This is a genomic window from Affinirhizobium straminoryzae, from assembly GCF_007004135.1.
In the GTDB taxonomy this organism is placed as follows: Bacteria; Pseudomonadota; Alphaproteobacteria; order Rhizobiales; family Rhizobiaceae; genus Neorhizobium; species Neorhizobium straminoryzae.
The window spans coordinates 1-23647 of record NZ_VJMG01000035.1 but is presented as its reverse complement, the minus strand read 5'-3'; the positions used below and the strand labels follow the sequence as shown (position 1 = coordinate 23647).

The 23647-nt window shown below is 64.1% G+C and carries 21 protein-coding genes; 14 read left to right on the top strand and 7 right to left on the bottom strand.

Annotation, left to right across the window (positions count from 1 at the left end):
- Position 1: 1 nt before the first annotated feature.
- On the bottom strand, positions 2 to 928 hold the full coding sequence (gene ltnD / locus FNA46_RS13370; protein ID WP_143125705.1) for an L-threonate dehydrogenase: 927 nt from the start codon (positions 926 to 928) through the stop codon (positions 2 to 4).
- 328 nt (positions 929 to 1256) lie between these two features.
- Here ltnD and FNA46_RS13365 point away from each other — a divergent pair, with 328 nt between their 5' ends.
- The 14 genes from FNA46_RS13365 to secD all read left to right on the top strand — a co-directional run bounded on the left by FNA46_RS13365 (position 1257) and on the right by secD (position 17842).
- Positions 1257 to 2261: a LacI family DNA-binding transcriptional regulator gene (locus tag FNA46_RS13365; protein ID WP_143125704.1), complete on the top strand. Its 1005-nt coding sequence runs from the start codon at positions 1257 to 1259 to the stop codon at positions 2259 to 2261.
- A 113-nt stretch (positions 2262 to 2374) separates the two neighbouring features.
- Positions 2375 to 3376, top strand: coding sequence for a MerR family transcriptional regulator (locus tag FNA46_RS13360; protein WP_185969848.1), 1002 nt, complete (start codon positions 2375 to 2377; stop codon positions 3374 to 3376).
- A gap of 172 nt (positions 3377 to 3548) precedes the next feature.
- On the top strand, positions 3549 to 5477 hold the full coding sequence (locus FNA46_RS13355; RefSeq protein WP_143125702.1) for a methyl-accepting chemotaxis protein: 1929 nt from the start codon (positions 3549 to 3551) through the stop codon (positions 5475 to 5477).
- A gap of 13 nt (positions 5478 to 5490) precedes the next feature.
- The gene (locus FNA46_RS13350; RefSeq protein ID WP_185969847.1) at positions 5491 to 7041 is read left to right on the top strand and encodes a chemotaxis protein CheW; all 1551 of its coding nucleotides are present in this window, start codon (positions 5491 to 5493) and stop codon (positions 7039 to 7041) included.
- Between the two features lie 6 nt (positions 7042 to 7047).
- On the top strand, positions 7048 to 8100 hold the full coding sequence (gene cheB, locus FNA46_RS13345) for a chemotaxis-specific protein-glutamate methyltransferase CheB (protein WP_210245877.1): 1053 nt from the start codon (positions 7048 to 7050) through the stop codon (positions 8098 to 8100).
- Between the two features lie 9 nt (positions 8101 to 8109).
- The gene (locus FNA46_RS13340) at positions 8110 to 8778 is read left to right on the top strand and encodes a HEAT repeat domain-containing protein (protein ID WP_143125700.1); all 669 of its coding nucleotides are present in this window, start codon (positions 8110 to 8112) and stop codon (positions 8776 to 8778) included.
- Positions 8775 to 9608 (top strand): CheR family methyltransferase, encoded by an 834-nt coding sequence (locus FNA46_RS13335; RefSeq protein ID WP_143125699.1) that lies wholly within the window; start codon positions 8775 to 8777, stop codon positions 9606 to 9608. The genes FNA46_RS13340 and FNA46_RS13335 overlap by 4 nt, the downstream gene beginning before the upstream one ends.
- Positions 9609 to 9618: 10 nt before the next feature.
- Positions 9619 to 9990: a response regulator gene (locus FNA46_RS13330; RefSeq protein WP_143125698.1), complete on the top strand. Its 372-nt coding sequence runs from the start codon at positions 9619 to 9621 to the stop codon at positions 9988 to 9990.
- On the top strand, positions 9987 to 12020 hold the full coding sequence (locus tag FNA46_RS13325) for a chemotaxis protein CheA (RefSeq protein WP_143125697.1): 2034 nt from the start codon (positions 9987 to 9989) through the stop codon (positions 12018 to 12020). The genes FNA46_RS13330 and FNA46_RS13325 overlap by 4 nt, the downstream gene beginning before the upstream one ends.
- Positions 12020 to 12259 (top strand): hypothetical protein, encoded by a 240-nt coding sequence (locus FNA46_RS13320; RefSeq protein WP_143125696.1) that lies wholly within the window; start codon positions 12020 to 12022, stop codon positions 12257 to 12259. Before FNA46_RS13325 ends, FNA46_RS13320 begins: the two co-directional genes overlap by 1 nt.
- A 4-nt stretch (positions 12260 to 12263) precedes the next feature.
- Positions 12264 to 12629 (top strand): response regulator, encoded by a 366-nt coding sequence (locus tag FNA46_RS13315; RefSeq protein ID WP_143125695.1) that lies wholly within the window; start codon positions 12264 to 12266, stop codon positions 12627 to 12629.
- Positions 12630 to 12940: 311 nt separating this feature from the next.
- Positions 12941 to 14626 carry a Na/Pi cotransporter family protein gene (locus FNA46_RS13310; RefSeq protein WP_143125694.1) on the top strand — a complete coding sequence of 562 codons (1686 nt, stop codon included), beginning with the start codon at positions 12941 to 12943 and terminating at the stop codon, positions 14624 to 14626.
- 213 nt (positions 14627 to 14839) lie between these two features.
- Positions 14840 to 15244 carry a hypothetical protein gene (locus tag FNA46_RS13305; RefSeq protein WP_143125693.1) on the top strand — a complete coding sequence of 135 codons (405 nt, stop codon included), beginning with the start codon at positions 14840 to 14842 and terminating at the stop codon, positions 15242 to 15244.
- Positions 15245 to 15325: 81 nt separating this feature from the next.
- A complete protein-coding gene (gene secD / locus FNA46_RS13300) occupies positions 15326 to 17842 on the top strand; it encodes a protein translocase subunit SecD (RefSeq protein WP_143125692.1) in 2517 nt (838 codons plus the stop codon).
- A 66-nt stretch (positions 17843 to 17908) separates the two neighbouring features.
- Here the strand turns inward: secD and FNA46_RS13295 are convergent, their stop codons facing one another.
- The 6 genes from FNA46_RS13295 to FNA46_RS13270 form a co-directional block, all read right to left on the bottom strand.
- Positions 17909 to 19174 (bottom strand): alkaline phosphatase family protein, encoded by a 1266-nt coding sequence (locus tag FNA46_RS13295; RefSeq protein WP_143125691.1) that lies wholly within the window; start codon positions 19172 to 19174, stop codon positions 17909 to 17911.
- 140 nt (positions 19175 to 19314) lie between these two features.
- Positions 19315 to 20133: a sugar phosphate isomerase/epimerase family protein gene (locus FNA46_RS13290; RefSeq protein ID WP_143125690.1), complete on the bottom strand. Its 819-nt coding sequence runs from the start codon at positions 20131 to 20133 to the stop codon at positions 19315 to 19317.
- Between the two features lie 48 nt (positions 20134 to 20181).
- Entirely contained in the window at positions 20182 to 20997 is an 816-nt protein-coding gene (locus FNA46_RS13285; RefSeq protein ID WP_425468760.1) for an ABC transporter permease, read from the bottom strand.
- A 233-nt stretch (positions 20998 to 21230) separates the two neighbouring features.
- Positions 21231 to 22169, bottom strand: a complete 939-nt coding sequence (locus FNA46_RS13280) for an ABC transporter permease (RefSeq protein WP_143125689.1) — start codon at positions 22167 to 22169, stop codon at positions 21231 to 21233.
- 1 nt (position 22170) lies between these two features.
- Positions 22171 to 23187, bottom strand: a complete 1017-nt coding sequence (locus FNA46_RS13275) for an ABC transporter ATP-binding protein (protein WP_143125688.1) — start codon at positions 23185 to 23187, stop codon at positions 22171 to 22173.
- Positions 23184 to 23647 (bottom strand): oligopeptide/dipeptide ABC transporter ATP-binding protein (locus FNA46_RS13270; RefSeq protein ID WP_143125687.1); only part of this gene is annotated, 464 nt, incomplete at its 5' end. The genes FNA46_RS13270 and FNA46_RS13275, both read right to left, overlap by 4 nt.

Below are 23647 nucleotides of genomic sequence, written 5' to 3'. Positions count from 1 at the left end.
GTCACTCGGCCTTTTCGGGAAGCGTTGCACCGGAAAGCTGTGCATAGATGCGCGCCAGCGAGGAATCGTCATCTCGGCCCATGCCGGCACCGGAGGCGGCGAGATACATCTGTAATGCCGCAGCACTCAGCGGCACCGGATAACGCTCGCTGCGCGCCATATCCTGGATGATACCGAGGTCCTTGACGAAGATATCGACAGCACTCAGCGGCGTGTAATCTCCAGCCAGCACATGCGGGATACGGTTCTCGAACATCCAGGAATTGCCGGCCGAGGCCGTGATCACCTCATAAACCTTTGCAAGGTCCAGACCCTGCTTGGCGGCGAGCGTGATCGCCTCGCAGGCCGCAGCGATGTGCACACCGGCGAGCAGCTGGTTGATCATCTTGAAGGCGGCGCCGAAACCGGCGCTGTCGCCGAGTTCGTAAACCTTGGTGGCCATGGCATCGAGGGCAGGGCGGGCTACCGCAAAGGCGGCCGGCGTGCCCGACGCCATGATGGTCAACTCGCCCTTCGCAGCACGCGCGGCGCCGCCGGAAATCGGTGCATCGAGATAATGCACGCCCTTGGCTTCCAGCTGTGCGGCCAGCCGGCGCGCGATCGCCGGATCCATCGTGGCCGACGAGACGAAGACAGCGCCCGGACGCATGGTCTCGGCAATTCCGGCCGGTCCGAACAGCACGCCCTCCGTCTGCGCGGCGTTGACGACGACCGACACCACGATGTCGGCGTGGCGCACATCCTCGGCGAGGTCTGTGACCGCACGTCCGCCGGCTTCGACGAAGCGCGCCACGGCGTCCTTGGAAATATCCGCGCCCAGCACGTCGAGTCCCGCCCGCTTCAGGGAGAGGGCCATGCCCATACCCATGGAGCCGAGGCCAATGACGGCTGCGATACGCGAAACGGCACCTGTTTTGGAGAGAGCCATGCTTGTCATCCTTGAAGACGCAAAAAGGGGATCGGTACGAATCGTTGCGGCTGCATACGGGCAGACGCCAGGGCGAGAAGGCGACACAGCGGCTCGCATCGTGACAGACAAACGGACTCGGTCCGCAGCGGAAGGTTACCATTCCGTCTGTTGCCCTGCTCTCGCTCCCGCCGCTGCAAATCTGCATCCTCCCGGAAAAACGCCGCTCCACTCATCGTTAGACAGTTTTGGCAGCGCTGCCAAGTTGAAATTGGCAGCGCTGCCATTGAACTGCAAGCCATCGTGAGGGATATGCTTGCTCCTTCGAATGCGGAGCAGCCGGACCCCTATGAACGACAAGACCAGTCTCATCACGCTTGCAGACGTCGCGAAGACCGCCGGGGTCGGTGAAAGCACGGTCTCGCGGGTGCTGCGCAATCATGGTTCCTTCTCAGACAAGACCCGCACGCGTGTGATGGCGGCCGTCGAGGCGCTGGGCTATGTTCCGAACCGCATTGCGGGAACGCTTGCCTCCACCGGTTCGCCGCTCGTGGCGATCATCGTGCCGTCGCTTTCCAACATCGTCTTCTCCGATGTGTTGAGTGGCATCACGCGAACGCTGGAGGCCGGGCAGCGGCAAGCCGTGTTTGCGGTCACCGATTACGACGCGGAGCGAGAGGAGGCGCTGGTGGCGGCCGTTCTGGCCTGGCGGCCGGCCGCCGTAATGCTGGTCGGACTTGAACACAGCGCGGGCACGCGCCGCATGCTGGGGGTAGCCGGCTGCCGCGTCATCGAACTGCTCGACGTCGACGGAACCCCGATGGACATTGCTGTCGGCTTTTCCCATCGTGCCGCCGGTCGTGCCACGGCCGATGCCATGATCGCCGGAGGCTATCGCAGGGTTGCCTATGTGGGGCACGATATCCGCCGGGATACGCGCAGTGCCAAACGCTTCAATGCCTTTACACAACGTCTTCAGGAGGCGGGGATCCCGTTGCACGACCATGATATCCGCCCGTCGCCTTCTTCGATCAGCGAGGGCAAGCAGGGCCTTGCCAACGTTCTGGAGCGATCACCGGACATAGACGCGGTCTATTTCTCGAATGACGACATGGCTCTCGGGGGCTACTTCCACTGTCTGGCGGCTGGCATCGCCGTACCCGAGCGCCTTGCGATCATCGGCTTCAATGCTCTCGATATCTGTCGTCACACGCCGCAGCCCATCGCGAGCATTCGAACGCCGCGTATTGAGGCGGGTCAGCGCGCTGCAGAACTGTTTCTGGCAGATGCCCCTGCGCAGACCCTCGATCTCGGCTTCAGCCTGGTGGAAGGCAAAACGATACGACGGGAGTGATATCCTGCCGAGACCAACGGATGCCTTTGCTGGCCGCATCCGAAGCGTGCTGCCGAAGACGACAAACCCTGTGCATCTGCACGACCGGAAGAACGCCGCTCCGTCGACGTGCCTTGCCACCACCCTGGGGCAAGGTCGATCTGGCAGACATCGGCCAACCGCAGGAGGTCTATCTTCAGTCAAGCCGCCCGCGCCATCGCAAGGAAATCTCTTCGGATGCCATGATCAACGCGGACGACCTCATCCCCCTGCGCGAACTTCTGGCGGCCACCGGGCTCAATCGCCGTACATTGTTCAGTTGGGAACGTCGCCATGAGGTCGCGCCGGACTGGCGCGATCACGCGGGCAATCGTTTCTACAGCCTGCAGTCCCTGCGCCGCATCCGCGCCTTGAAGGCTGCCAGCGATTCCGGTCACCGCATCGGAAATCTCGTCGACAAGAGCGTGGCGGAGATCGAGGGTCTTGCGCTCGCTTGCGACCCCGATCCCTTTGTCCCGCATCTTCTGACGGCCGCACAAGAGATGGACATGGCGCGCATCGATGCCATGATCCGTCTTCGGCTGAGCCAAGAGGGCGCCGCATGCTTCATCCGGCAGACGTTTCCGACCCTCATGCAGGCCATGGGTGCCAGATGGGAGGCGCGCGCCCTGCCGGCAGCCGGAGAGCATCTCGTCTCAGCAGCGCTCACGCGCCATCTTCTCGCCGCGCTTTCGGCCATGCCCGATACGCCCGGCGGCCCCGTTGCCATCGCCGCGACGCTTTCGGGAGAGCAGCACGAGTTTGGCGCCATCTGCGCCGCCATCGCCGCCCGGCTGGACGGCATCAATTCCATCTATCTCGGAGGCAGCCTGCCACCCCGCGATATCGCCGCCGTGGCGCTGGCGCTTTATGCAAAACTCGTCATGGTGAGCGTTGTGTTCTGCGAGGATGCCGACGCGCGTGGCATGCTCTGCATGCTGAGAGAGCATCTGCCTGCCGACATCAACCTTCTGGTCGGGGGACGCGGCGTTCCTGCCGCATTGCCCGAAACCATCCTGATCGCGCAGGATATGACGCATATTGGACGCTTTGCCAAAGGTGACAACACGAACCCCGGCCCGTTCCCGTCATTATGAGCGCATTAAGCATGGCGCAAAATACCAAAATATCAGTCAACCCTAAAATAGAGTGACCTAAAATTAAAGGTATTCAATTCAGCAATTGGAGACCACCCCGACGTACCACTCTTTCCCGGGGCACGGAAGCGACGGAACGGATCTCGTCGAGCGCCCGCGGGAGCTTGTCAGCATGGCTATTGTTAAAAAATCACCGGCGGCGATCGCGTCGGCCACCCCGACGGCGGCGGCTGTGCGGATCCGAAACGGCCAGAGCAGAGATGCGGAGTTGCAGCGCAAGCGTGCCCGCACCATTGCCAAGCAGCAGCAGATCGCAGAGCGCGTCGCGTCTGCCACCACGCAACTGGCAAGCGGCGTGAACGAGGCGGCCTCGGCCGCAGAAGAGCTGAAGCGCGCATCCGACCAGATTGCTGCCGGTGCGGAACAGAGCGGCGCCGCAGCCCAGGAATCCCTGGTCGCCTGCACCCAGATCACCGAATCGATCGGTCGACAGTTGCGGGCCACCGAAACGTCACAGACCAAGATGGAAGCAACGCAGGCCCTGATCGCCGACACGACGGGTCAGATCATGGCGCTGATCGCCAATGTCTCGGTCGCCGCCCAGCGTCAGGCGGGGTCCGTGGAACTGATCACCGAACTCGAGCGCCAGGCAGCCGATATCGGTGACATCGTCAAGGCCGTCGCCCGCATTGCCGACCAGACCAATCTTCTTGCCCTCAATGCCGCGATCGAAGCCGCGCGAGCTGGCAAGCACGGCAAGGGATTTGCCGTGGTGGCCGATGAAGTGCGTACCCTTGCAGAACGCTCGGAGGCAAGCGCCCGCCAGATCACAGACCTCGTCCAGCAGATCCAGACGGACGTGAAGCAGATCGCCAATGGCGTCAATGCCGAGGCAACCAGCGTGCAGACGGAGGTCGGCAAGGGACGCGACATCACCGCCCAGCTTGAACTGATCGGCCGTGACATCAGCGCCATCATGGATGGGGTACGGGAAATCGCTGCGGGGGCCATCCAGTCGAATGCTGCGGCCGCCCAGGCTCTCAAGGGCTCCGAGGAAATCGCGACCGCCGCAGCCCAGCAGTCCGCCGCCGCCGAAGAGTCTGCCAAATCGGTGGAAGAACAGGCCGGCGCCTTGGCCGAGTGCGAACAGACCGCCCTTTCCCTCAGCGAACTGGCCGAAGACCTGAAGAACTCCACAGACGTCGCCAAGAGCGCGGAGGACGTGGCCTCGGTGACGGAGGAACTGTCGCTCGCGATCCAGACGATCAGCCGGTCGAGTTCACAGGTTCTGGCAGCACTCGAGGAAATCCGAAGCGGCGCCCAGAGTGCCGCGGCCGCCACGGCGGAATCCGCTGCGGCCATGACCCAGATCGAGAAGGGATTGCAGGTGGCGCAGCAACGCGCCATCCAGAGCGTCGAGCGCATCACGGCGATCCAGTCCCTGCTCGGCAAGAACAAGGCAGAGGTGGATGCCCTGATTTCCGGCGTCTCGCGCTCGGCCGAGGCAACCCGCTCCAGCATCGGGCAGATCCGCACGCTTGCCACCGTATCGCAAAAGATCGACAAGATCGTCGATGCGATCGCGACCGTCTCCGTGCAGACCAACATGCTGGCGGTCAACGGTTCCATCGAGGCGGCCCGCGCCGGGGAGTTCGGCAAGGGTTTTGCCGTTGTCGCGACGGATATCCGCAATCTTGCACAGGATTCCGCTGAGAATGCGGACCGCATCAAGGATGTGGTGAAGGCGATCCAGGACCAGATCGGCCGGGTGGGCGAGGATCTCGAAGACATCGTGCGCGCCGCCCTGAGCGAAGCGGAAAAGGCGCTCGCCACCACAGGCAACCTCGCCACCATCGAAACCGACATTACCACCGTACAGTCGAGTTCGGACGAAATCCTCACCACAGCGCAGGAGATCGCAGCTGCGATTGCCCAGGCGAAGAAGGGCGTCGACCAGATCGCCGCGGCCTGCGAGGAGGCGCAGCGTGCAGCCGGCGAAGCCGCCGTTGCCGCCCGCCAGCAGAATGAAGGTGCAGACATGCTCGTTGCCGCCGTCGAGGAAATCGCCTCGCTGGCCGACGAACTCCAGACCTCCGCCTGACCGGAGGCTTGCCATGTTGTCTGACACATCGCCGCCGGCCGCGGATCTGCCGCCGGAACACGACCATGACGCGGGGACCGACCTCTTCGTCACCTTCCGCATTGACAAGGAGACCTTTGCCGCACCGCTGGCAAAGGTTCAGGAAATCATCCGCCTGCCGGCCCTCGTCGGCGTGCCCATGGCACCGGCGGCGCTGAAAGGGCTTGCCAATCTTCGAGGCCGCGTGCTGCCGATCATCAGCCTGCGTCGCGTGCTGGGCTTTGCCGAACAGCCGCAATCGGAACAGACACGCGCGCTTGTCTTCGACCTCGGCAACCATTTCGGCTTTGTCGTTGATGCCGTGCTCAGCGTCATGTCGATCGATGCGACGCGCATCGTTGCCTCAGACAGGGCGCATGGCGCAGACGATTGCGTCAGCGGCATCGCCCGACTGCCCGACGACGCGCTGGTGACGGTCCTTGATTTCGATTGCATCGTCAGCCGCTCTTTCGACGGTCTGCAGGCGTCAGCACAGGAGCACCGCGGCCCCATCCACTCCACGGTGAATCGCAGCACCGATGACGACGAGGGTGAGGACGGTGATGCGAGCGACGAGGTACGTCTGGTCACTTTCCGGGTCGATGGACAGGATTATGCATTCGCCATCGAAAACGTCAGCGAGATCGTCGTGGCACCCGACAGCATGACGGAACTGCCGCATGCGCCGGAGGCTTTTGTCGGGCTGGTGGCACTGCGCGAGCGGCTGCTGCCGCTCCTCTCGCTGCGACACCTGCTGGGGCTTGCCAAAAGCAGCGCCGCCGGCCAGCGCGTGGTGGTGATCGGAGCACCCGGCGATCGCCAGGTCGGTCTGGTGGTCGACAGGGTCGACCAGGTACTGCGCGCGCCCAGACGGACGATCCAGCCGCCGCCCGCCATGCTGGCGCGACCGGAGGAAACGGCGATTTCCGGCATCTGCCGGCCGGATGCGGACAACCGGCTGATTTCCATTCTCGAACCGTCTCGGCTCGTCAGCGCGGATACGCTTGCGGCCGCTGTGGACCAATCCAGCGAGGAGACCAGGGCAATGCGCAAGGGGAAAGGCGACAGCGATGGCATCGAGACGGAGGAAGCCGGCGAACGGCAATTCGTCATCTTCCATCTTGGCGAAGAGGAGTTCGGCGCGCCGATCGAACTCGTCCAGGAAATCGTCCGTGTCCCGGAACGGCTGACCCGCATTCCCCACACGGCCGGCTGGGTGGCCGGGGTCATCAACCTGCGCGGCGCGGTCCTGCCTGTCGTCAACCTGCGCCAGCGTCTGGCGCTGGAGCGGCTCGACGCCAATGATCGCCAGCGCATCATGGTGTTTTCCGTCGCGGGCACGCGCATCGGGCTGATCGTCGATACCGTCAGTGAGGTGCTCAAGCTCCAGGAGGCACAGGTTCAGCCATCGCCAGCCGGCCGGGGCGCGCATGGCGCGGCCTTCCCGAACCTCGTCAATCTGGAAAAGGACAGCCGCATCATCCTGCTGATGGATTGTGATGCTCTGTTTCGTGATCTCGACATCCAGTCCCTGGCGGCAGCGTGAGGCACCATGGTGGCGAAGATCCTGATCGTCGATGACTCCGCCCTGATGCGCAAGCATCTGAGCACGCTGCTGTCTGCGGCAGGCTATGACACCTTCACCGCCCGCAATGGCCGCGAGGCCGTGGACATGGTACTCGAGCATCATCCCGATGTGGTGACGCTCGATGTCAACATGCCTGAGATGGACGGCATGACGGCGCTCTCGCAGATTATCGCAGCACGCCCGACCCCGGTCATCATGGTGTCATCGCTTACCAGCAAGGGCGCACTCGTGACGCTGGAGGCCATGGCGCTTGGCGCCGTGGACTATATCGCGAAGCCGGGCGGAACAATCTCCCTTTCGATCGACGACATCGCGGACGAAATCCTCGCCAAGGTGAAGTCCGCAATCGGCGCCCGCATCCGTCCCGGCGCCGGCAGACGCGTCCCCTCTGCTCCACGGCCCGCTCCGGCGCGCCCCACGACAACGGCCGCCTCCCGCAAGTCACTGACCGGACTGGTGCTGATCGGTGTATCGACCGGGGGGCCCCGCACACTTGAGGAAATCCTCCCGCATCTGCCCGCCAGCTTTCCATGGGCCGTTGCGGTTGCCCAGCACATGCCGGTGAGCTTCACCAAGGCACTGGCGCAGCGCATGGATGGCATGTGCCAGCTGCCAGTACGGGAAGCGAGTGCCCTGGACGAGATCGTCCCGGGCACCATCACCATCGCACGCGGTGGCTCCGACCTCACGGTGACGCGGCGGGATGGCCGGCCTTTCTTCAGCACGCGCCCGGAATCCTCCGCTCACACCTGGCATCCCTCGGTGGAACTCCTGGTCGAAACGGCGATGGAGGCCTTTCCGGCCGAGCGGCTCATCGCCGTGCAACTGACAGGCATGGGCAATGATGGCGCCAGGGCCATGGCGCGCCTGCACCGGCAGGGCGGCCGCACCATCGCCGAAAGCGAGGAAAGCGCGATCATCTTCGGCATGCCCAAGGAACTCATCCAGCAGGGTGGCGCGAGCCTTGTTCTGCCGGCTTCCCGCATCGCCAGCCAGCTCTCGTCCTGGATCCGCTAGGAGATCACGATGCCATTGCGAAAGTTCTCGACGGAAGATGACGGAGGGTCCAAGGCTTCGCCGCTGGCCTCGTCCACGCCGGTGCAGGCCACGACGGCTGCACTCGACGATCTGCTGGCGCTGCTGAAGGACGAAAATCCCGGCCACCGGCATGCCGCCTCCGATCAGCTTGCCCATCTCGATGACTGCATCCCGCTGCTTGCGCGGCTCCTGGCCAACCTGTCGCACGGATCCTGTCGTGAGATGGTTGCGATCACGCTGATGAAGGCACGCTCGGATCTGGTCGCTGATCTGGTTGTGCCGCTGCTCCGCCACGACAGCGCGGAAATCCGCGGACTTGCGGTGGAAGTTCTCGGCCACCACGCCGCGTTCATCGCTGCGCGTGCGCCGCAATGGCTGGCGGGCGAGGACCCGCTGCTGAAGCTCCAGTTGCTGAGCGTGGTTCAGGGCCACGACAGCAAGGGTATGGTGCGCAGTCTCGCCGAGGCGTTGACGACGGAAGCGGATGCCAATGTGGCGGCGCAATTGCTGGATATGATCCTGCTGGGTGCCGATGCGGACGAAGAGGGTGAAAGGACCCGCCACGCTGCTTGCGAGATCGTGCTCCGCCGCTTCGGAGATATTCCCTTTCTCCGGTTCATCGCGACCGGCGGCACGGCGCGGGAGGCGCGCGGATGACCATGAAGATCTCACCCCAGGAATTTTCGCAGTTCTCGTCCTTCTTCTACGACAGGACGGGCATCTTCTTCGATGAATCGAAACGCTATTTCGTTGACAAACGGCTGATCGATCGCATGCGTGCCACCAACTGCCATGACGTGAAGACCTATCTCACCCATGTCGGCCGCAAGGCCTCGGCGCAGGAGATGCAGGCGCTCACCAATTCGATGACGGTGAACGAGACATACTTCTTTCGCGAGGCCTACCAGTTCGACTGCCTGGTGCGCAGCATGCTGGCCGAGGTGGCGCCGCGCAAGCGGCCCGGCGAAACCATCAAGATCTGGTCCCTGCCATGCTCGTCCGGCGAGGAACCCTATTCGATCGTGCTTTATCTCCTGGAATACTGGCCAGAGATCAGCATCTACGATGTCGAGATTTTTGGCTCCGACATCGATACCGGCATCCTTGCCTCTGCCGAACGCGGCCTGTTCTCGAGGCGTTCGGTGCAGAACCTGTCACCGGACCTGCTCCAGCGCTACTTTCAGCGGGCAGATGGCGACCGCTGGCAGCTCAACACGGACATCCGGCAAAGCGTCTCGTTCTCGCACGTCAACATCCTCGATCCCGGCGATCTCGCCCGCTTCTCGGGTGTCGACGTCATATTCTGTCGTAACCTTTTGATCTATTTCGATGAAATATCACGGCGCGCTGCAGCGGAAGCCCTGCATGGCTGCCTCGCGCCGGGTGGCTTCCTGTGTCTCGGCCATTCGGAATCCATGAGCCGCATATCCAATCTTTTCCAGGTCCGTCGTCTGCCGGAAGCGACGGTCTACCAGCGACCGCGATGAGGAGAGTGTCATGCCCCGCGTACTGCTCGTGGATGATGCGGCGACCATTCGCCATTATTTCTCAACCGTGCTGCACCATGCCGGGTTCGAGATCGACGAGGCCGAAAACGGTGTCGAAGCGCTGGAGAAAGCGTTGAATGGCCGCTTCGACCTGCTGCTTGTCGATGTCAACATGCCGCGGATGGACGGGATCACCTTCCTCAGGCGGCTCCACGACCATCAGCAGACCGTACAGATCCCGACCGTCGTGGCGACCACCGAGGTCTCCCGGAGCGTGATGCGCGATGCCCTGGCAGCGGGCGCCGCCTGCGTGTTGCGCAAGCCCGTCGATCCGGAGCGGTTGACGCGGATTGCCACGCGCCTGACGGGAGCCCCGCAATGAAGACCCTTCTCGATCACTTCGTTCTGGAATCGCGTGACTTTCTCGACCGGATCGGCGCAGCCTTGCTGGAACTCGAGAAGAGCCCGGACAACCGGATGGTCATCAACGAAGTCTTCCGGCTCGTCCATACTCTGAAGGGCAATTCCGGCCTGTTCGACGTTCCGCAACTGACCCGGCTCCTGCACGCGGCCGAAGATGTGCTGGACCGGGTCCGCGATGCCGAGATGGCCATGGATCGGGCTCTGACCGATACCCTGCTGGCCACCACCGATGTGACAGCCGAAATGATCGACCGCATGGAGCGCGCCTCCGCGATCGATGACGTGCTTGACGATCGCAGCACGGAACTGGCCACCGCCTTGCGGACGCTGATGGGCAGCGAACCCACCGGCCCGGTCGAAACGGCCTCATGCGAGACTGAACTTGACGCGGACGCCATCCTGAATGCGCTGGACGATACGCAACGCGCGACCTTGCAGGCGCTGCCGCCGGGACAGGTGCTGACTGCCCTGCGCTACCTGCCGGATCAGGATTGCTTCTTCAAGGGCGAGGACCCGCTCGCCATGCTGCGCAGCGCGCCCGGCCTTGTCGCATTCTCGATACGTCGCCGGGACGCATGGGCGCCGCTGGAGCGACTGGATGCCTATACGTGCAATCTGCAGATCGACGCGGTCTCGACCGCTGGCGAGGAGGCATTGCGGGAGCATTTCGAGTATGTCGCCGACCAGTGCCAGTTCGTTTCTGTCCCTGTCGCGGGGCCGGCCACCGGCACGGAGGATGCCGGCAAGACCGAACCGCCGCCGGATTCGACCATCACGCCCGCCGGCAACGGCCAGAAGACCGGGCGCGAGGCCACCGTTCCGGTCTTGAAGGTGCCCGCCGACCGGATCGACCGCCTGATGGAACTGATCGGCGAAATGGTCGTGGCCAAGAACGGACTGCCCTATATCGCAGAACGCGCCGAGCAGATTTACGGTGCCCGCGAACTGAGCCGCGAGATCAAGAGCCAGTACACGGTGATCAACCGCATCGTGGAAGAACTGCATCACGGGGTGATGCAGGTGCGCATGATGCCTGTCGGCTCCGTCTTCCAGCGGTTTCATCGTCTGGTGCGTGACACGGCGAACCAGCTTGGCAAGCAGGTTCGCCTCGTCATCGAGGGAGAGGACACCGAGGCCGACAAGACGATCATCGAGGCGCTCGGCGATCCATTGATCCATCTCGTCCGCAATGCACTGGACCATGGCCTCGAAATGCCGGAAGCACGCCGGCTGGCTGGCAAACCGGAGCAGGGAAGCCTCACCGTGCGGGCGCGGCCCGAAGGCGACCGTGTGGTGATCGAGATCGAGGATGACGGGCGCGGCATCAATTCCGCAGCCGTCCGCCACAAGGCACTCGAACGCGGGTTGATCAGCGAAACCCAGGCCGGCGAGATGAGCGATGAGGATATCAACCTCCTGATTTTCGCGCCCGGCTTTTCCACCGCCGAAAAGGTTTCCAACCTGTCCGGCCGCGGCGTCGGCATGGATGCCGTCAAGCATGCCATCGAGCGTCTCGGTGGCGAAGTCAGCCTGTCGAGCCGCGCCGGGAGCGGTGCGCTTGTGCGCCTCAGCCTTCCGCTCTCGATCAGCGTCTCGCAGATGATGCTGGTTTCCATCGCCGGTCAGACCTATGGCGTGCCCATGGACCATGTTCTGGAAACGGGCCGGGTGGGGGGCTCGGACATACATACGGTCGGGCACCGCCTGGTGGCGCTGATGCGGGGCAAGATCGTTCCGCTCTACAGCGCCTATGACTGCCTTCAGCTCGCCGGCGAGCCGGCACGCAATGCCGAGAACGAATGTGCGGTGCTTGTGGCCAGCGTTAACGGCGAAACCTTCGGCCTGATGGTCGATGGCTTCCTGCAGACGACCGACGTGATCATGAAACCGCTCGAGGGGCCGCTCGCCAGCCTCTCCTTCCTGTCCGGTACGGCGCTGATGGGCGATGGCGGCGTGCTTCTGATCCTCAACCTGAAGGGAATGGTGTGATGCCGCTGAAGATCACGAGAGGCCGATGCGTCTTGTCGGGTGCTGCGACCATCGAGGATGCCGAACCGCTTCTCGGCTGGCTGGCCGGGCATCCTGCGAAGGCGGTGGACATATCCGCAGCAACCTATCTCCACACGGCCGTGCTGCAGGTGATTGCAGCCAGCGGTTTTCGAATGAAGGGCGAGCCCGCCGACCGCTTTTCGGCTGAGGCCATCGCAAGCCTGAAGAACAGGGAGTAATACAATGCGAACCATTCTCGTGGTCGATGATTCCCAGCTGATCCAGTGGGTTCTCCAGACGGCACTGCAGAAGGCGGCATTTTCGGTGGAACTGGCCGGCGACGGCGAAGAGGCCGCCGGCAAGATCGAGAACGGCCTCAAGCCGGATCTGATCATCACCGATCTCAATATGCCCAACATGAACGGGCTGCAGTTGATCGAACGGGTACGCAAGGTGCTGAAATTCACGCCCATCCTCGTCGTGACCACCGAGACACAGGGTAGCAAGCGTGATGAAGCCAAGCGCCTTGGCGCCACCGGCTGGCTGACCAAGCCGGTTCAACCGGACGATCTGCTGCGCATCATTGGCAAGGTGCTGCCCCCGGGCTGAAAGGCATCCGGCCCGCCATGGGCCACAGTGCCTCGACGCCGCTTCCATCGATCTTTGACCGGTTCAGCCTTGCTTCCGGTCCCGCCGGTGTCAGGCTGGGCCTGCCACCGGAGAGGCGACATGCTGCCCGCGCGTCGTCCGCCTTCCGTTGCACCCGTTTGCGAATGGGCAAGCCTCGCACAACCGCAGGCCACACTTTCTGGCAGATCACCATTGCACAGCCTTGCAAAGCCGTTCAACGGGTGCCATCCTGTTAGCTGGCTAACGCCTTCTGACTCACCGCACACACCCTGCAGGCCGTTTCGAACACCATGCCGTTCATCCAAGCCCTTGTTAATCTCGCTGGTCATATCGCGCTTCTTCTCTGGGGCACGCACATGGTGCAGACGGGCATTCAGCGCGCCTTCGGCCCCGGCCTGCGCTCGTTTCTCGGCCACGCCCTCAGCAACCGGGCGAAGTCTTTTATGGCCGGACTGGTGGTCACGGCGATCCTTCAGAGCAGCACGGCGACCAGCCTGATGACCTCGGGTCTGGCGGCAAGCGGCCTCGTCGGACTCGTGCCGGCGCTGGCCGTCGTGCTCGGCGCGAGTGTCGGCACCACGCTGATCGTGCAGGTGCTGTCCTTCAACGTCGCGGCCGTCTCGCCCGCGCTGATCCTCATCGGCGTCGTCCTGTTCCGTCGGGCCAAAAACCCGCAGATCCATGATCTCGGCCGCGTCTTCATCGGCCTCGGCTTCATGCTGCTGGCGCTGCACCAGTTGCTGGAGGCGCTCGCGGATTATGCGGGATCGCCGGCATTCGAAGCGGTGCTGTCGGCCATTTCCGCCACACCGCTGCTCAGCCTGCTGCTTGCCGCCGTTGTCACCTGGGCAGCGCATTCCAGCGTGGCCGTCGTCCTGCTGGTCATGGCGCTTTCCGCAAAGGGGCTGATCGATCCCTATCAGGCCTTCGCGCTGACCCTCGGCGCCAACCTCGGCACGGCCATCAATCCTGTGGTCGAGGGACATACGGACAATGATCTGTCGAGCCGGCGTCTGCCGATCGGCAATCTGGCGATGCGGATCCTCGGCGTTGCCGTGGCTTTTGCCCTCCTGCCGGAAATCACTCATCTCCTGACCTCTCTTGATGGCGACGGGGCCCGCGTGGTCGCCAACTTCCACACCGCCTTCAATCTCGTCGTGGCGCTGGCCGCCATGCCCTTCCTGAGCCGCGTCGCCGACCTGCTGGTGCGGCTGCTGCCAGAGCGGCAGGACGACAGCGATCCGAGTTCTCCGCGCTATCTAGACCCCTCCGCCAAGGAGACGCCGATCGTTGCGTTGCAGGGGGCGGCCCGCGAGGTCTTGCGGCTGGTCGATACGCTGGGGGAAATGCTTGATGGCACCAAGGCTGCGCTTTCGACAACCGATCGGCGCGCACTCTCGGCGCTTCGGCAGAAGGACAACGTCATCGACAGGATCAATCTGGCCGTGAAGCAGTATCTGACGTCGATCGAACCGGATGAGCTGAGCGTTGCGGACAGGCGACGCATGGACGAAATCCTCCTGTTCTCGACGGGGCTGGAACATGCCGGCGACGTTCTGGACCAGAACGTACTGCCGCACCTGGCAAAGCGGCTGCGGCGGGGCGTCAAGTTCTCGCGGGAAAGCGAACAGGAGCTTGGCTCGCTTCTCGATCGCCTGCAGGTCAATCTGCGCACGGCGGCAGCCCTCTTCATGAGCCAGGACGAACGCGTCGCCCGGATGCTGACAGACGAGAAGATCGTGTTCCGCAAGGCGGAGCGAGACGGAACGAACCAGCATTTCAACCGGATGCGCGAAGGCGATCTCAACGCCGCCGAAACCAGTTCGATCCATCTCGATCTGCTGCGCGACTTCAAGCAGATCAACTCGCATCTGGTTGCCGCTGCCGCCTATCCGATCCTCGAACAACATGGCGAACTCATGCAGAGCCGCATGATTCCCTCGACACCGCGTCTGGTTCAGCCAGAGGGTGTCTAGCCGCGCTGCCGGACTCTGCCCGGCAGGCCCTGACGATGTCTGCAAGCAGGCAGCGAGGCAGTGGTTAAGTGTGACCCGGATCCGCGACCGGCGGCGCCCCCAGGATTCCAGGATTGTGATCGCCTGAAAGAGCGCCAAGCCGCTGCAGGACGCCAGACAATGCTTGGCAAGCCGCGCCAATCATGCGAGGGGACATCCTTGGGAAGGATGACCATGAAACGAACCCGGTTCGGCTCTGGCTGGCGCCGTTGGCGTGCCCTGCCACCCATTGCAGTCCTGACAGGTCTTGTGATCCTCGCGCTGCTTGGGCTGACGGGGGCCAATGCCCAGCGTCGGGTGGAGCCGCTTGCCGCGAATGCAGCGGCAACCGCACGCCTGAATGGCACGTCATCCGTTACCGATGGCGCGCACGAACCGCGCCTCGTTCTTTCCGCAGACTTTTCCGGCCGCCACAAGGCGCGCCCGTCGGGCTCGCCGGAGGCGGGCCTCGTTCCCGTTTTCTCGATTTCACTGCCTGAGGCACAGGACATCCTCAGGCTGGCAGACATTCGTCGCGGCTTCGCGGTGAACCTTGTTGCCAGCTACCAGCCGCGCGCGCCGCCGTTCCAGCCCATCTGACGATCGCTACGACCGCGAAAGCGGCGCCATGGCAACCTTGTACCCGGTCCCGATACCGGGCTGTCATCTGCTGGAAACACCATGAAAAACGCAGGCTGGAAGGTGGCGGGCTACCTGCTCGTCATCATCATCGGTCTTCTGACCGCTCTTCCGAACATTCTCTCGGACGCAACCCTTTCGAAGCTGCCCTCCTGGCTGCCGCAGCAACGCGTCTCCCTCGGCCTCGACCTCAGGGGCGGCTCCCATCTCGTGCTGGAGGTCGATCAGGCCTCGCTACAGGACGAATGGATGCAGAGCCTGACCCAGGAGACACGCACTGCCTTGCGGGATGCCCGCATCGAAACGCGCGTCATCCGCCGCGAAGGGCGGTCCGTGATCGTCACGCTTGCCGATCCCGCCATGCTGGTGCAAGCCCGCCAAACTCTGGCGCCGCTTAACGGCCAGATCTCCACAGGCCTCAATGCCGGACGATCCGAACTGGACGTTACGACCCGCGGCACCGATACGCTGGTGCTTGCGCCGAGCGAGGCAGGGCTTTCCGACCGCATGAGCCATGCCGTCGAACAAAGCCTGGAGGTCATCCGCCAGCGTGTCGACCAGGTGGGCGTCGCCGAACCGACCATCCAGCGCGTCGGCAGCGACCGCGTGCTCGTGCAGTTGCCGGGCGAGCAGGATCCCTCCAACCTGCGCGCGCTGCTGGGATCCACCGCCAAGATGAGCTTTCATCTGCTCGGTCAGCAGGGTGAACCGGGTGTGCGCATGCTGGAAGACGAGGAAGGGCGAAGCTATCCGGTGGAAAGCCGCATCCTTCTGTCCGGCGACCGCCTGACGGATGCGCGGGTCGCCTTCGATCCCCAGACCAGCCAGCCGGTCGTCTCCTTCCGCTTCGATCAGGCGGGTGCCGCGCGCTTTGCCCAGATCACCCAGCAGAATGTCGGCAGCCCCTTCGCCATCGTGCTCGACGACAAGGTGCTGAGCGCGCCGGTCATCCGCGAGCCGATCACTGGAGGTTCCGGCCAGATCTCCGGTGCCTTCTCCGTCGAACAGGCCAATACGCTCGCCGCCCTGTTGCGGGCCGGTGCGCTGCCAGCCAAGCTGACGGTCATCGAGGAGCGGACGGTCGGCGCCGATCTCGGCGGCGATGCCATCGAAATGGGTATCATGTCCGGCCTTGCCGGTTTCGGTCTCGTGGCGGCCTTCATCCTGGTGCTCTACGGCGCCTGGGGCCTGCTTGCCGTTCTGGCGCTCACCTTGAACGTCATCCTGACCTTCGCGGGTCTGACCCTGCTCGGCGCCACGCTGACGCTGCCCGGTATCGCCGGTATTGTGCTCGGCATCGGGCTTGCGGTGGATGCCAACGTGCTGATCAACGAACGTATCCGGGAAGAGGTCAGCAAGGGCCGCAGCGCCTTCGCCGCCATAGACCACGGTTTCAGCAAGGCCTATTCGACGATCATCGACAGCAATGTGACTGCGCTCATCGCAACCGTGCTGCTGTTCTGGTTCGGCTCGGGCCCTGTGCGCGGCTTTGCCGTGACCATGGGTCTCGGCATCGCAATCTCGATGTTCACCGCCGTCTCGGTGGTGCGTGTCGCGATGGTCGCCATTGCCAACCGCTACCGCCTGAAAACCATCGCCATCAGGCCGCTCCTGCCATTCCGCCTCGTCAAGGACGGAACGACCATCGATTTCATGCGGGCAAGGCTGGTCGGCATCGGCATCTCGGCGGTGCTCTCCGTCACGTCCGTCGTCCTCTTCATCACCCCCGGCCTGAATTACGGGGTGGATTTCAAGGGCGGGATCCAGCTGGAAGTCTCGACGCAGGGACCCGCAGACCTGGCGGCGTTCCGGTCCGGCCTCGATGCTCTCGGACTTGGCGAGGTGGCGCTGCAGGAATTCGGCGACAGCAACCATGTCATGGTGCGGCTGGAACGCCAGCCGGGCGGCGAACAGGCACAGACGGACGCCGTAACGAAGGTGCGCGAGACGGTTGGCCAGATCGACAAGACGGCGAAGATCGAGCGCACGGAAGTGGTTGGCCCGAAGGTGAGCGGCGAGCTTGCCACCGCCGGCATCACCTCCGTCATCCTCGCATCTCTTGCCATGCTGGTTTACATCTGGGTACGCTTCGACTGGCCCTTTGCGGTGGGCGCGATTGCCACGCTGGTGCTCGATGTCACGAAAACCGTCGGCTTCTTCGCGCTGACGGGTCTCGACTTCAACCTGACGGCAATTGCCGCACTGCTGACGCTGGTCGGCTATTCCGTCAACGACAAGGTCGTCGTGTATGATCGCATGCGTGAAAACATGCGCCTCTACAAGTCGATGCGTTTCCGCGACCTGATCAACCTGTCGATCAACGAAACGCTGGCCCGCAGTCTCTATACCTCGGCGACAGCCTTCCTCGCCATGCTGCCCATGGCGATCTGGGGCGGCAGCGCCGTGGAGAGTTTTGCAGTGCCCATGGTGTTCGGTATCTTCATCGCCGCATCGTCGTCGGTGTTCATCGCGGCGCCCATTCTGCTGTTCCTGGGAGACTGGCGCGCCCGGCGTCGCAAGGCGCGGGGCGAAGACACCGCCGAAGCAACCGCGGCCTGACGGGACAGCGGCGCGACAGGCAAGGCGGCAGGCGGTCGTCTGCCGCCCGCCATTCTGTCGCGCGGCCTATCGGTCTTGCAGGGGCCTGCCATCCATGTCAGTCAGCGGCAGGCCGAGATGAGACAGAATGGTCGGGGCGATATCGGTGATGGAGGTGTCCTCCGTCACGATCCGCCCCGCCGAAAAACCCTCACCTATGATCATCAGGACCGGGTTGGTTTCGAAGCGACCGCGGCCGCCATGCATGCCGCACTCACGCCGGCTCTCGCTCAGGGTTTCATCGAAGCGCACTGCCATTGCCGACAGGCCGGGAACGCCAAGACGGTTGGAGCCGGCGCTCTTCGCCATATCGATGGCAATCAGGTCGTCGCCGGGGATCTGCCCGAGGCCGGCGAGATCCTCGCCCAGAATGACCTCTTCGACCCACGGTTGTTGCCGCAGCCAATCCGCAGCCTCCCGTCGGCACGCAGCAGACGTGCCCCCGAAATGGATGAAGGCCGCGCAGCCCTGGGGCGCGACGATGATCTCCGGCCCTTCCAGCGCGGGCTTGAAACCGGCTTCAAACAGGCGGCGCTCGACCGGGATCACCTCGGTCACCGATTCATGCCCGTGGTCGGAGCCGACCAGGAACAGCACCTCGTGGCCCTCGTCGCGCAGCCTCTCGACGGCCTCGGCCACCTGTCCGACGAGCTGGTCTACACCGGCCAAGGCCGAAAGATGCACGTCGCTGCCGAGCGGGGCCGCATGCATCGAGGTATCCGGTTCCGACAGCCAGAGCGTCGCGGAGGATGGCCGGCGCTCCCTCAAGGCTTCGATGAAGCGCTGCGTGACGATGGCGTCCCCCGCATGGCCCGCGGCCGTCTTCAGCGTCTCGCCAGTCGGGATGCGGCCCGGCGCATAGCAGAGTTCGCGGTGATACATGTGCGCATGGCTTTCGCTGTCATGAAAGAAGGCAGCGCCCGGCGATGTGTTGCTGGCGATGATCGAACCGTGCAGGCCGGCCACCAGCTTGGAGAGGGCAGGGCGCGCCAGCATGCGGCCGTAATGCCGGCGATAGGTTTCAAAGAATTCCGGCTTGCCGGCATCGTGAAATTCGAAGCCGCCCTTGATCGGCAGACCCATGCTGTTGCCGCGCAGGCCATGCGCCAGCGGATGCGTGCCGGTGGCGATCGAGGCGGAGGAGGCGCGCGTGGCGGAGGGGAAGATGCCGCGCTGGCTGGCAAACCACGTGCCGGCGCGCGCCAGCGCTGCCATGACCGGGGTCGTTTCGTCGCTGACGAAGTCCGGGCGATGCCCGTCACAGATCACCGTCACCGCCATTTTATGCGCCATATCGATCGTCCTTGTGCGTTCCGTGCCGGGTATGTCCTTGCGCTGACCGAATGCGCCCGACCGAATCCTGTGCCTCAATTCGGTGTGGACGGCGCGAAGACCCGGCAGATCAAGCCGGGCTCCGCGCCAATCCTTCGAACTTACTGGGCGAGTCCCAGTTCGGCGAGATGGGCGGCAGAGGCCTGGATCTGGCTCTTGTCGCGGATCTCGATGATCAGGCGCGGGTTGGATGTGATGACCGACAGACGTGCAAAGAAGGCACGCCAGTTGATGTTGCCATGGCCGAGCGGCCAGTGACGGTCGGCATAGCCGTCGGCATCCTGCAGGTGAATATGCTGCAGCAGGTTGCCGGCATCATGGGCGAAGTAATCGACCGGAGCCGCACCGGTGGAACCATGTGCGTAATGCGCGTGGCCGGTATCGATCGACAGCGCAAGGGCCGGCGAGTTGAAGTCTTCGACGAGGCGGCGACGATCGGCGGGGTCCTTGTCCTCGATATTCTCAAGCACGAAGACGCAGCCCTGCTCCTCGGCGCGCTTGACGGCGGCATCGAGCGTCTGGTGCGTTGCCTCGAACACGCGCTGGCGCTGATCCGGCCAGTTGTCGAGATTGTTGTGCATCCAGGTCGAATAGGGGCTGTGGATGACGATCTGCGTGATGTCGAGCGCCGCGGCTACGTCGAGCGCCTGCTCCATGCGCCGTGCCACCACGGCCCTGATGTCCGGATCGGCGGAGGCGACATTGAGGCCCATGAAGGGGCCATGCATGCCGAGCCGGCCCTGATGACCGTCGAGAAGCTGCTTCGCACGGTCCACCAGCGGCTGCCAGTCGCCGGAGAGAACCTCGGCCGATACGAAATCCTGCAGTTCGAGATCGCGCGGCTTTTCCAGAAGCCAGTCGCGGTTCAGTTCAACGTCCTTCAACGTCATGGCGGCGCCGAGGATGGGCAGTTCAGACATGGTTCAGTCCTTGTGTTGTCGAGCAGGATGCTGCGGGGGGGAGGGAAATCAGGAAAGGGTCGGGTCCAGCCGGTCGCGCAGCCAGTCGCCGAGCAGGGAGACGCAGAGTGCCGTGACGGTGATGACGAAGGCCGGCGCAAGCATGATCCACGGCGCCGACGAGAGATATTCGCGGCCGAAGCCGACCATGTTGCCGAGCGAGGTGTCCGGCGGCTGGATGCCGAGCCCGAGGAAGGAGAGCCCGCTTTCCAGCAGGATGATTTCCGGGAAGGCGAGCGTCATCGACACGATCAGGGTGGAGGCGATATTGGGCAGGATATGGCGGCCATAGAGGCGCCAGGGCGAGGCCCCCAGCTGATGCACGGCCGCCGCGTAACCATGCATCTTGCCGCTGATCGCAAGACCGCGGGCGATGCGCGCATAGCGTTCCCAGGCATGGAAGCCCAGCAGGCAGACGAACAGCACCAGCGAATTGCCGAAGAAGGCGAGCACGGCGAGCGCCAGCACCAGGAAGGGAATGGCGGCGGAAAAATCCACCAGCGCCAGAACGGCCTGTTCCACGAGCCCGCGGAAATGCGCAGCAACGAAGCCGAGCGTCACCCCGATCACCGCGCCGATGATGGTGGCGCCGAAGGCAATCAGCAGGCTCATGCGGATGGAGGTGATGAGGCGCGACAGTACATCGCGGCCAAGTTCATCAGTCCCCAGCACATGAGCCCAGCTGCCCCCCATGAAGACCGGCAGGCTCAGCCGGTTGCGCAGATCCATCTGCGTGAAGCGGTAGGGCGAGATCAGGTCGGCGGACACGGCAATCGCAAGCATCAGCACCAGCCAGAGAATGGCAATGGTGATCAGCACCGGCATCCGGTTCAGCGCTCCCAGACGGGACGTGCTCCGCGCCATGAGCGAAGTGCCTGCCACGGGCGGGGAGGAGATGGTCTCAACCATGATCTGGCTCCTTCAAGACTTCTGCTGCCAGAGCATTTCCGGGGAAACCGGGTCACCTGAAATGCTCTATCTCTTTGTTTTCACGCAGTCCGGACGCAAAGCCGCTGACGCACTTCTGGCTCGGACGTGCTCTGGGCAGGCCGCGGGCTTCATCCGCGGCGTGCGGGCCTTGCCTGGCCGTGCATGCGCGGATCGACCAGGCCGTAGAGGACGTCCACGATCATGTTGGCGCCGACCATGGTGATGGCGATCATCAGCACGATGGCCTGCACCACGGCGAGATCGCGGTTGGCGACGGAGACCACCAGCAGGCGCCCGACACCCGGCCAGGAGAAGACGCTTTCCACCACGACGGCACCCGCCACGAGGCCGCCCAGCATGAAGCCGATGATGGTGATGGTGGGGATCGCCGCATTCTGCAGCGCATGACGCCAGACCACCGCCGACCAGGGCAGCCCCTTGGCGCTTGCGGTACGGATATAGGACTGGCCGAGAACTTCGAGCATGGCGCTGCGGGTAAAGCGGGCCAGAAGTGCCGCGCCGCCAAAGCCCATGGTGGCAATCGGCAGGATGGCATTCAGCCAGCTGTCCTGACCGGCAGACGGCAGCCAGCCGAGATTGACGGAAAAGATTAGGACCAGCAGCATGGCGAGGATGAAGGAGGGCACCGCAAAGCCCGTCACCGCCATCACCATCACACAGCGGTCAATCAGCGAATTGCGATGCAGCGCCGCATAGACGCCGGCCGGAATACCGACCGCGATATTGATGAGAAAGGCCGGAACGGTCAGCGCCAGCGTCGAGGGCACCCGCTCCAGCACCACGGCGACGACGTCGCGCCCGTCGCGCATCGAGCGTCCCAGTTCACCGCTGAACACGGCCTCGAAGAAGGCGAAATACTGGATCCATAACGGCTGATCGAGCCCCCAGGCCTTGCGGAAGGCGTCGATGGCTTCCGGCGGTGCGTCCGCCCCCATGATCACGGTTGCCGGGTCGCCGGACATGCGCAGCACGACGAAGACGAAGGTGACGACCATCACGATGCTGACGGCCGCGCGCAGCAGCCGGGAAAGAACGTAATGCAGCATCTCAGCAGGTCTCCAGCGAAGCGGGCGCGCGGGCAGAGGACGCTTCCCCATGCGCCACATGGCAGGCGACGCGGCGGCCATCACTGGCGCGCGGCTTCAGGTCCGGCGTTTCGGTGCGGCAGGTGGCGGTCGCGACCGGACAGCGGGGATGGAAGGCGCAACCCGTCGGACGATTGGCCGGGTTGGGCGGATCGCCTTGCAGGATCACGCGGGTTGCGGTCTTGCCGGGGTGCGGAATGGCTGAGACAAGTGCCTGTGTATAGGGGTGGGCGGGCTCGTGCAGCACCGCATCCGGTTCGCCTTCCTCAACGATCCGGCCGAGATACATGACGGCCACCCGGTGGCTGATCTGGCGTACGGCGCGCAGATCGTGACTGACGAACAGCATGCCCATCTGCAGCCGCTCCTGCAGGTCGGTCAGCAGGTTCAGCACCAGCGCCTGGATCGACACGTCGAGCGCACTGATCGGCTCGTCGCAGACGAGAAGATCCGGGTTGGTGACGAGCGCCCGGGCAATCACCGCGCGCTGGCGCTGGCCGCCGGAAAGAGACTGCGGATGGCGCGCCGCATGGTGCGGCTGCAGACCGACCTCGGCCATCACGGCAGCAACCCGCTCCCGGCGCTCGACCGGATTGCCGATCCGGTGAATGTCCAGCGGTTCGGCGATCTGCGTGCCGATCGCAAGCCGCCGGTCGAGGGCCGCAAGCGGATCCTGATAGACCATCTGCATGCGACGGCGCAACGCGGCCCAGGCGGTGGTGCCAGTCATCGGCATCGGGCCTCCGTCGAACGTGACGGTGCCGGTATCCGGCGGTTCGATGCCGAGCACCAGCCGGGCGGTCGTCGATTTTCCGCAGCCGGATTCGCCGACCAGTCCCAGCGTTTCGCCGCGGGCGACGGTGAGCGACACACCATCCACGGCCCTGACAAGGCTCGGGCGCCCCAGAAGGCCGCGCCGCATCATATAGCCGCGCGTCAGACCGTGCGCCTGAAGGAGGTCTGCTCGTGCCACACTCATTGCATTGCCCTTTCGCGAAACGACGCATCCGCCAGCCGATGCCACGGCATATCGGTCGCTTGGTACGGTTTCGCATGGAGGCAGGCGGCGCTGTGCTCGTCCGCCAGCGGCAGGGCTGCCGGATCAACCTCTGCACAGAGAGCGGTTGCTGCATGGCAGCGCGGCGCAAAGGCGCAGCCCTTCGGCATCTGCGCCGCCTCCGGCACGCTGCCGGGGATGGCGGTCAGCCTGTGCCGCGCGCCGCTGAGCGGCGGCAATGCGCCGAGAAGACCCTGCGTATAGGGATGGCTCGGATGGGCGAAGAGCTGTCCGCTTGGCGCCTCTTCAACGATACGTCCGGCATACATCACGGCAATGCGCGAGCAGGTTTCCGCGACGACGCCGAGATCATGCGAGATCAGCACAAGCGCCATGCCGGTATCACGACGCAGCGTCGTCAGGAGATCGAGGATCTGCGCCT

Bases quoted from the DNA above. Each gene is read 5' to 3' on its own strand.
- ltnD (WP_143125705.1), bottom strand. From the start codon at position 928: ATGGCTCTCTCCAAAACAGGTGCCGTTTCGCGTATCGCAGCCGTCATT.
- FNA46_RS13365 (WP_143125704.1), top strand. From the start codon at position 1,257: ATGAACGACAAGACCAGTCTCATCACGCTTGCAGACGTCGCGAAGACC.
- FNA46_RS13355 (WP_143125702.1), top strand. From the start codon at position 3,549: ATGGCTATTGTTAAAAAATCACCGGCGGCGATCGCGTCGGCCACCCCG.
- FNA46_RS13350 (WP_185969847.1), top strand. From the start codon at position 5,491: ATGTTGTCTGACACATCGCCGCCGGCCGCGGATCTGCCGCCGGAACAC.
- cheB (WP_210245877.1), top strand. From the start codon at position 7,048: ATGGTGGCGAAGATCCTGATCGTCGATGACTCCGCCCTGATGCGCAAG.
- FNA46_RS13340 (WP_143125700.1), top strand. From the start codon at position 8,110: ATGCCATTGCGAAAGTTCTCGACGGAAGATGACGGAGGGTCCAAGGCT.
- FNA46_RS13335 (WP_143125699.1), top strand. From the start codon at position 8,775: ATGACCATGAAGATCTCACCCCAGGAATTTTCGCAGTTCTCGTCCTTC.
- FNA46_RS13330 (WP_143125698.1), top strand. From the start codon at position 9,619: ATGCCCCGCGTACTGCTCGTGGATGATGCGGCGACCATTCGCCATTAT.
- FNA46_RS13325 (WP_143125697.1), top strand. From the start codon at position 9,987: ATGAAGACCCTTCTCGATCACTTCGTTCTGGAATCGCGTGACTTTCTC.
- FNA46_RS13320 (WP_143125696.1), top strand. From the start codon at position 12,020: ATGCCGCTGAAGATCACGAGAGGCCGATGCGTCTTGTCGGGTGCTGCG.
- FNA46_RS13315 (WP_143125695.1), top strand. From the start codon at position 12,264: ATGCGAACCATTCTCGTGGTCGATGATTCCCAGCTGATCCAGTGGGTT.
- FNA46_RS13310 (WP_143125694.1), top strand. From the start codon at position 12,941: ATGCCGTTCATCCAAGCCCTTGTTAATCTCGCTGGTCATATCGCGCTT.
- FNA46_RS13305 (WP_143125693.1), top strand. From the start codon at position 14,840: ATGAAACGAACCCGGTTCGGCTCTGGCTGGCGCCGTTGGCGTGCCCTG.
- secD (WP_143125692.1), top strand. From the start codon at position 15,326: ATGAAAAACGCAGGCTGGAAGGTGGCGGGCTACCTGCTCGTCATCATC.
- FNA46_RS13295 (WP_143125691.1), bottom strand. From the start codon at position 19,174: ATGGCGCATAAAATGGCGGTGACGGTGATCTGTGACGGGCATCGCCCG.
- FNA46_RS13290 (WP_143125690.1), bottom strand. From the start codon at position 20,133: ATGTCTGAACTGCCCATCCTCGGCGCCGCCATGACGTTGAAGGACGTT.
- FNA46_RS13285 (WP_425468760.1), bottom strand. From the start codon at position 20,997: ATGCCGGTGCTGATCACCATTGCCATTCTCTGGCTGGTGCTGATGCTT.
- FNA46_RS13280 (WP_143125689.1), bottom strand. From the start codon at position 22,169: ATGCTGCATTACGTTCTTTCCCGGCTGCTGCGCGCGGCCGTCAGCATC.
- FNA46_RS13275 (WP_143125688.1), bottom strand. From the start codon at position 23,187: ATGAGTGTGGCACGAGCAGACCTCCTTCAGGCGCACGGTCTGACGCGC.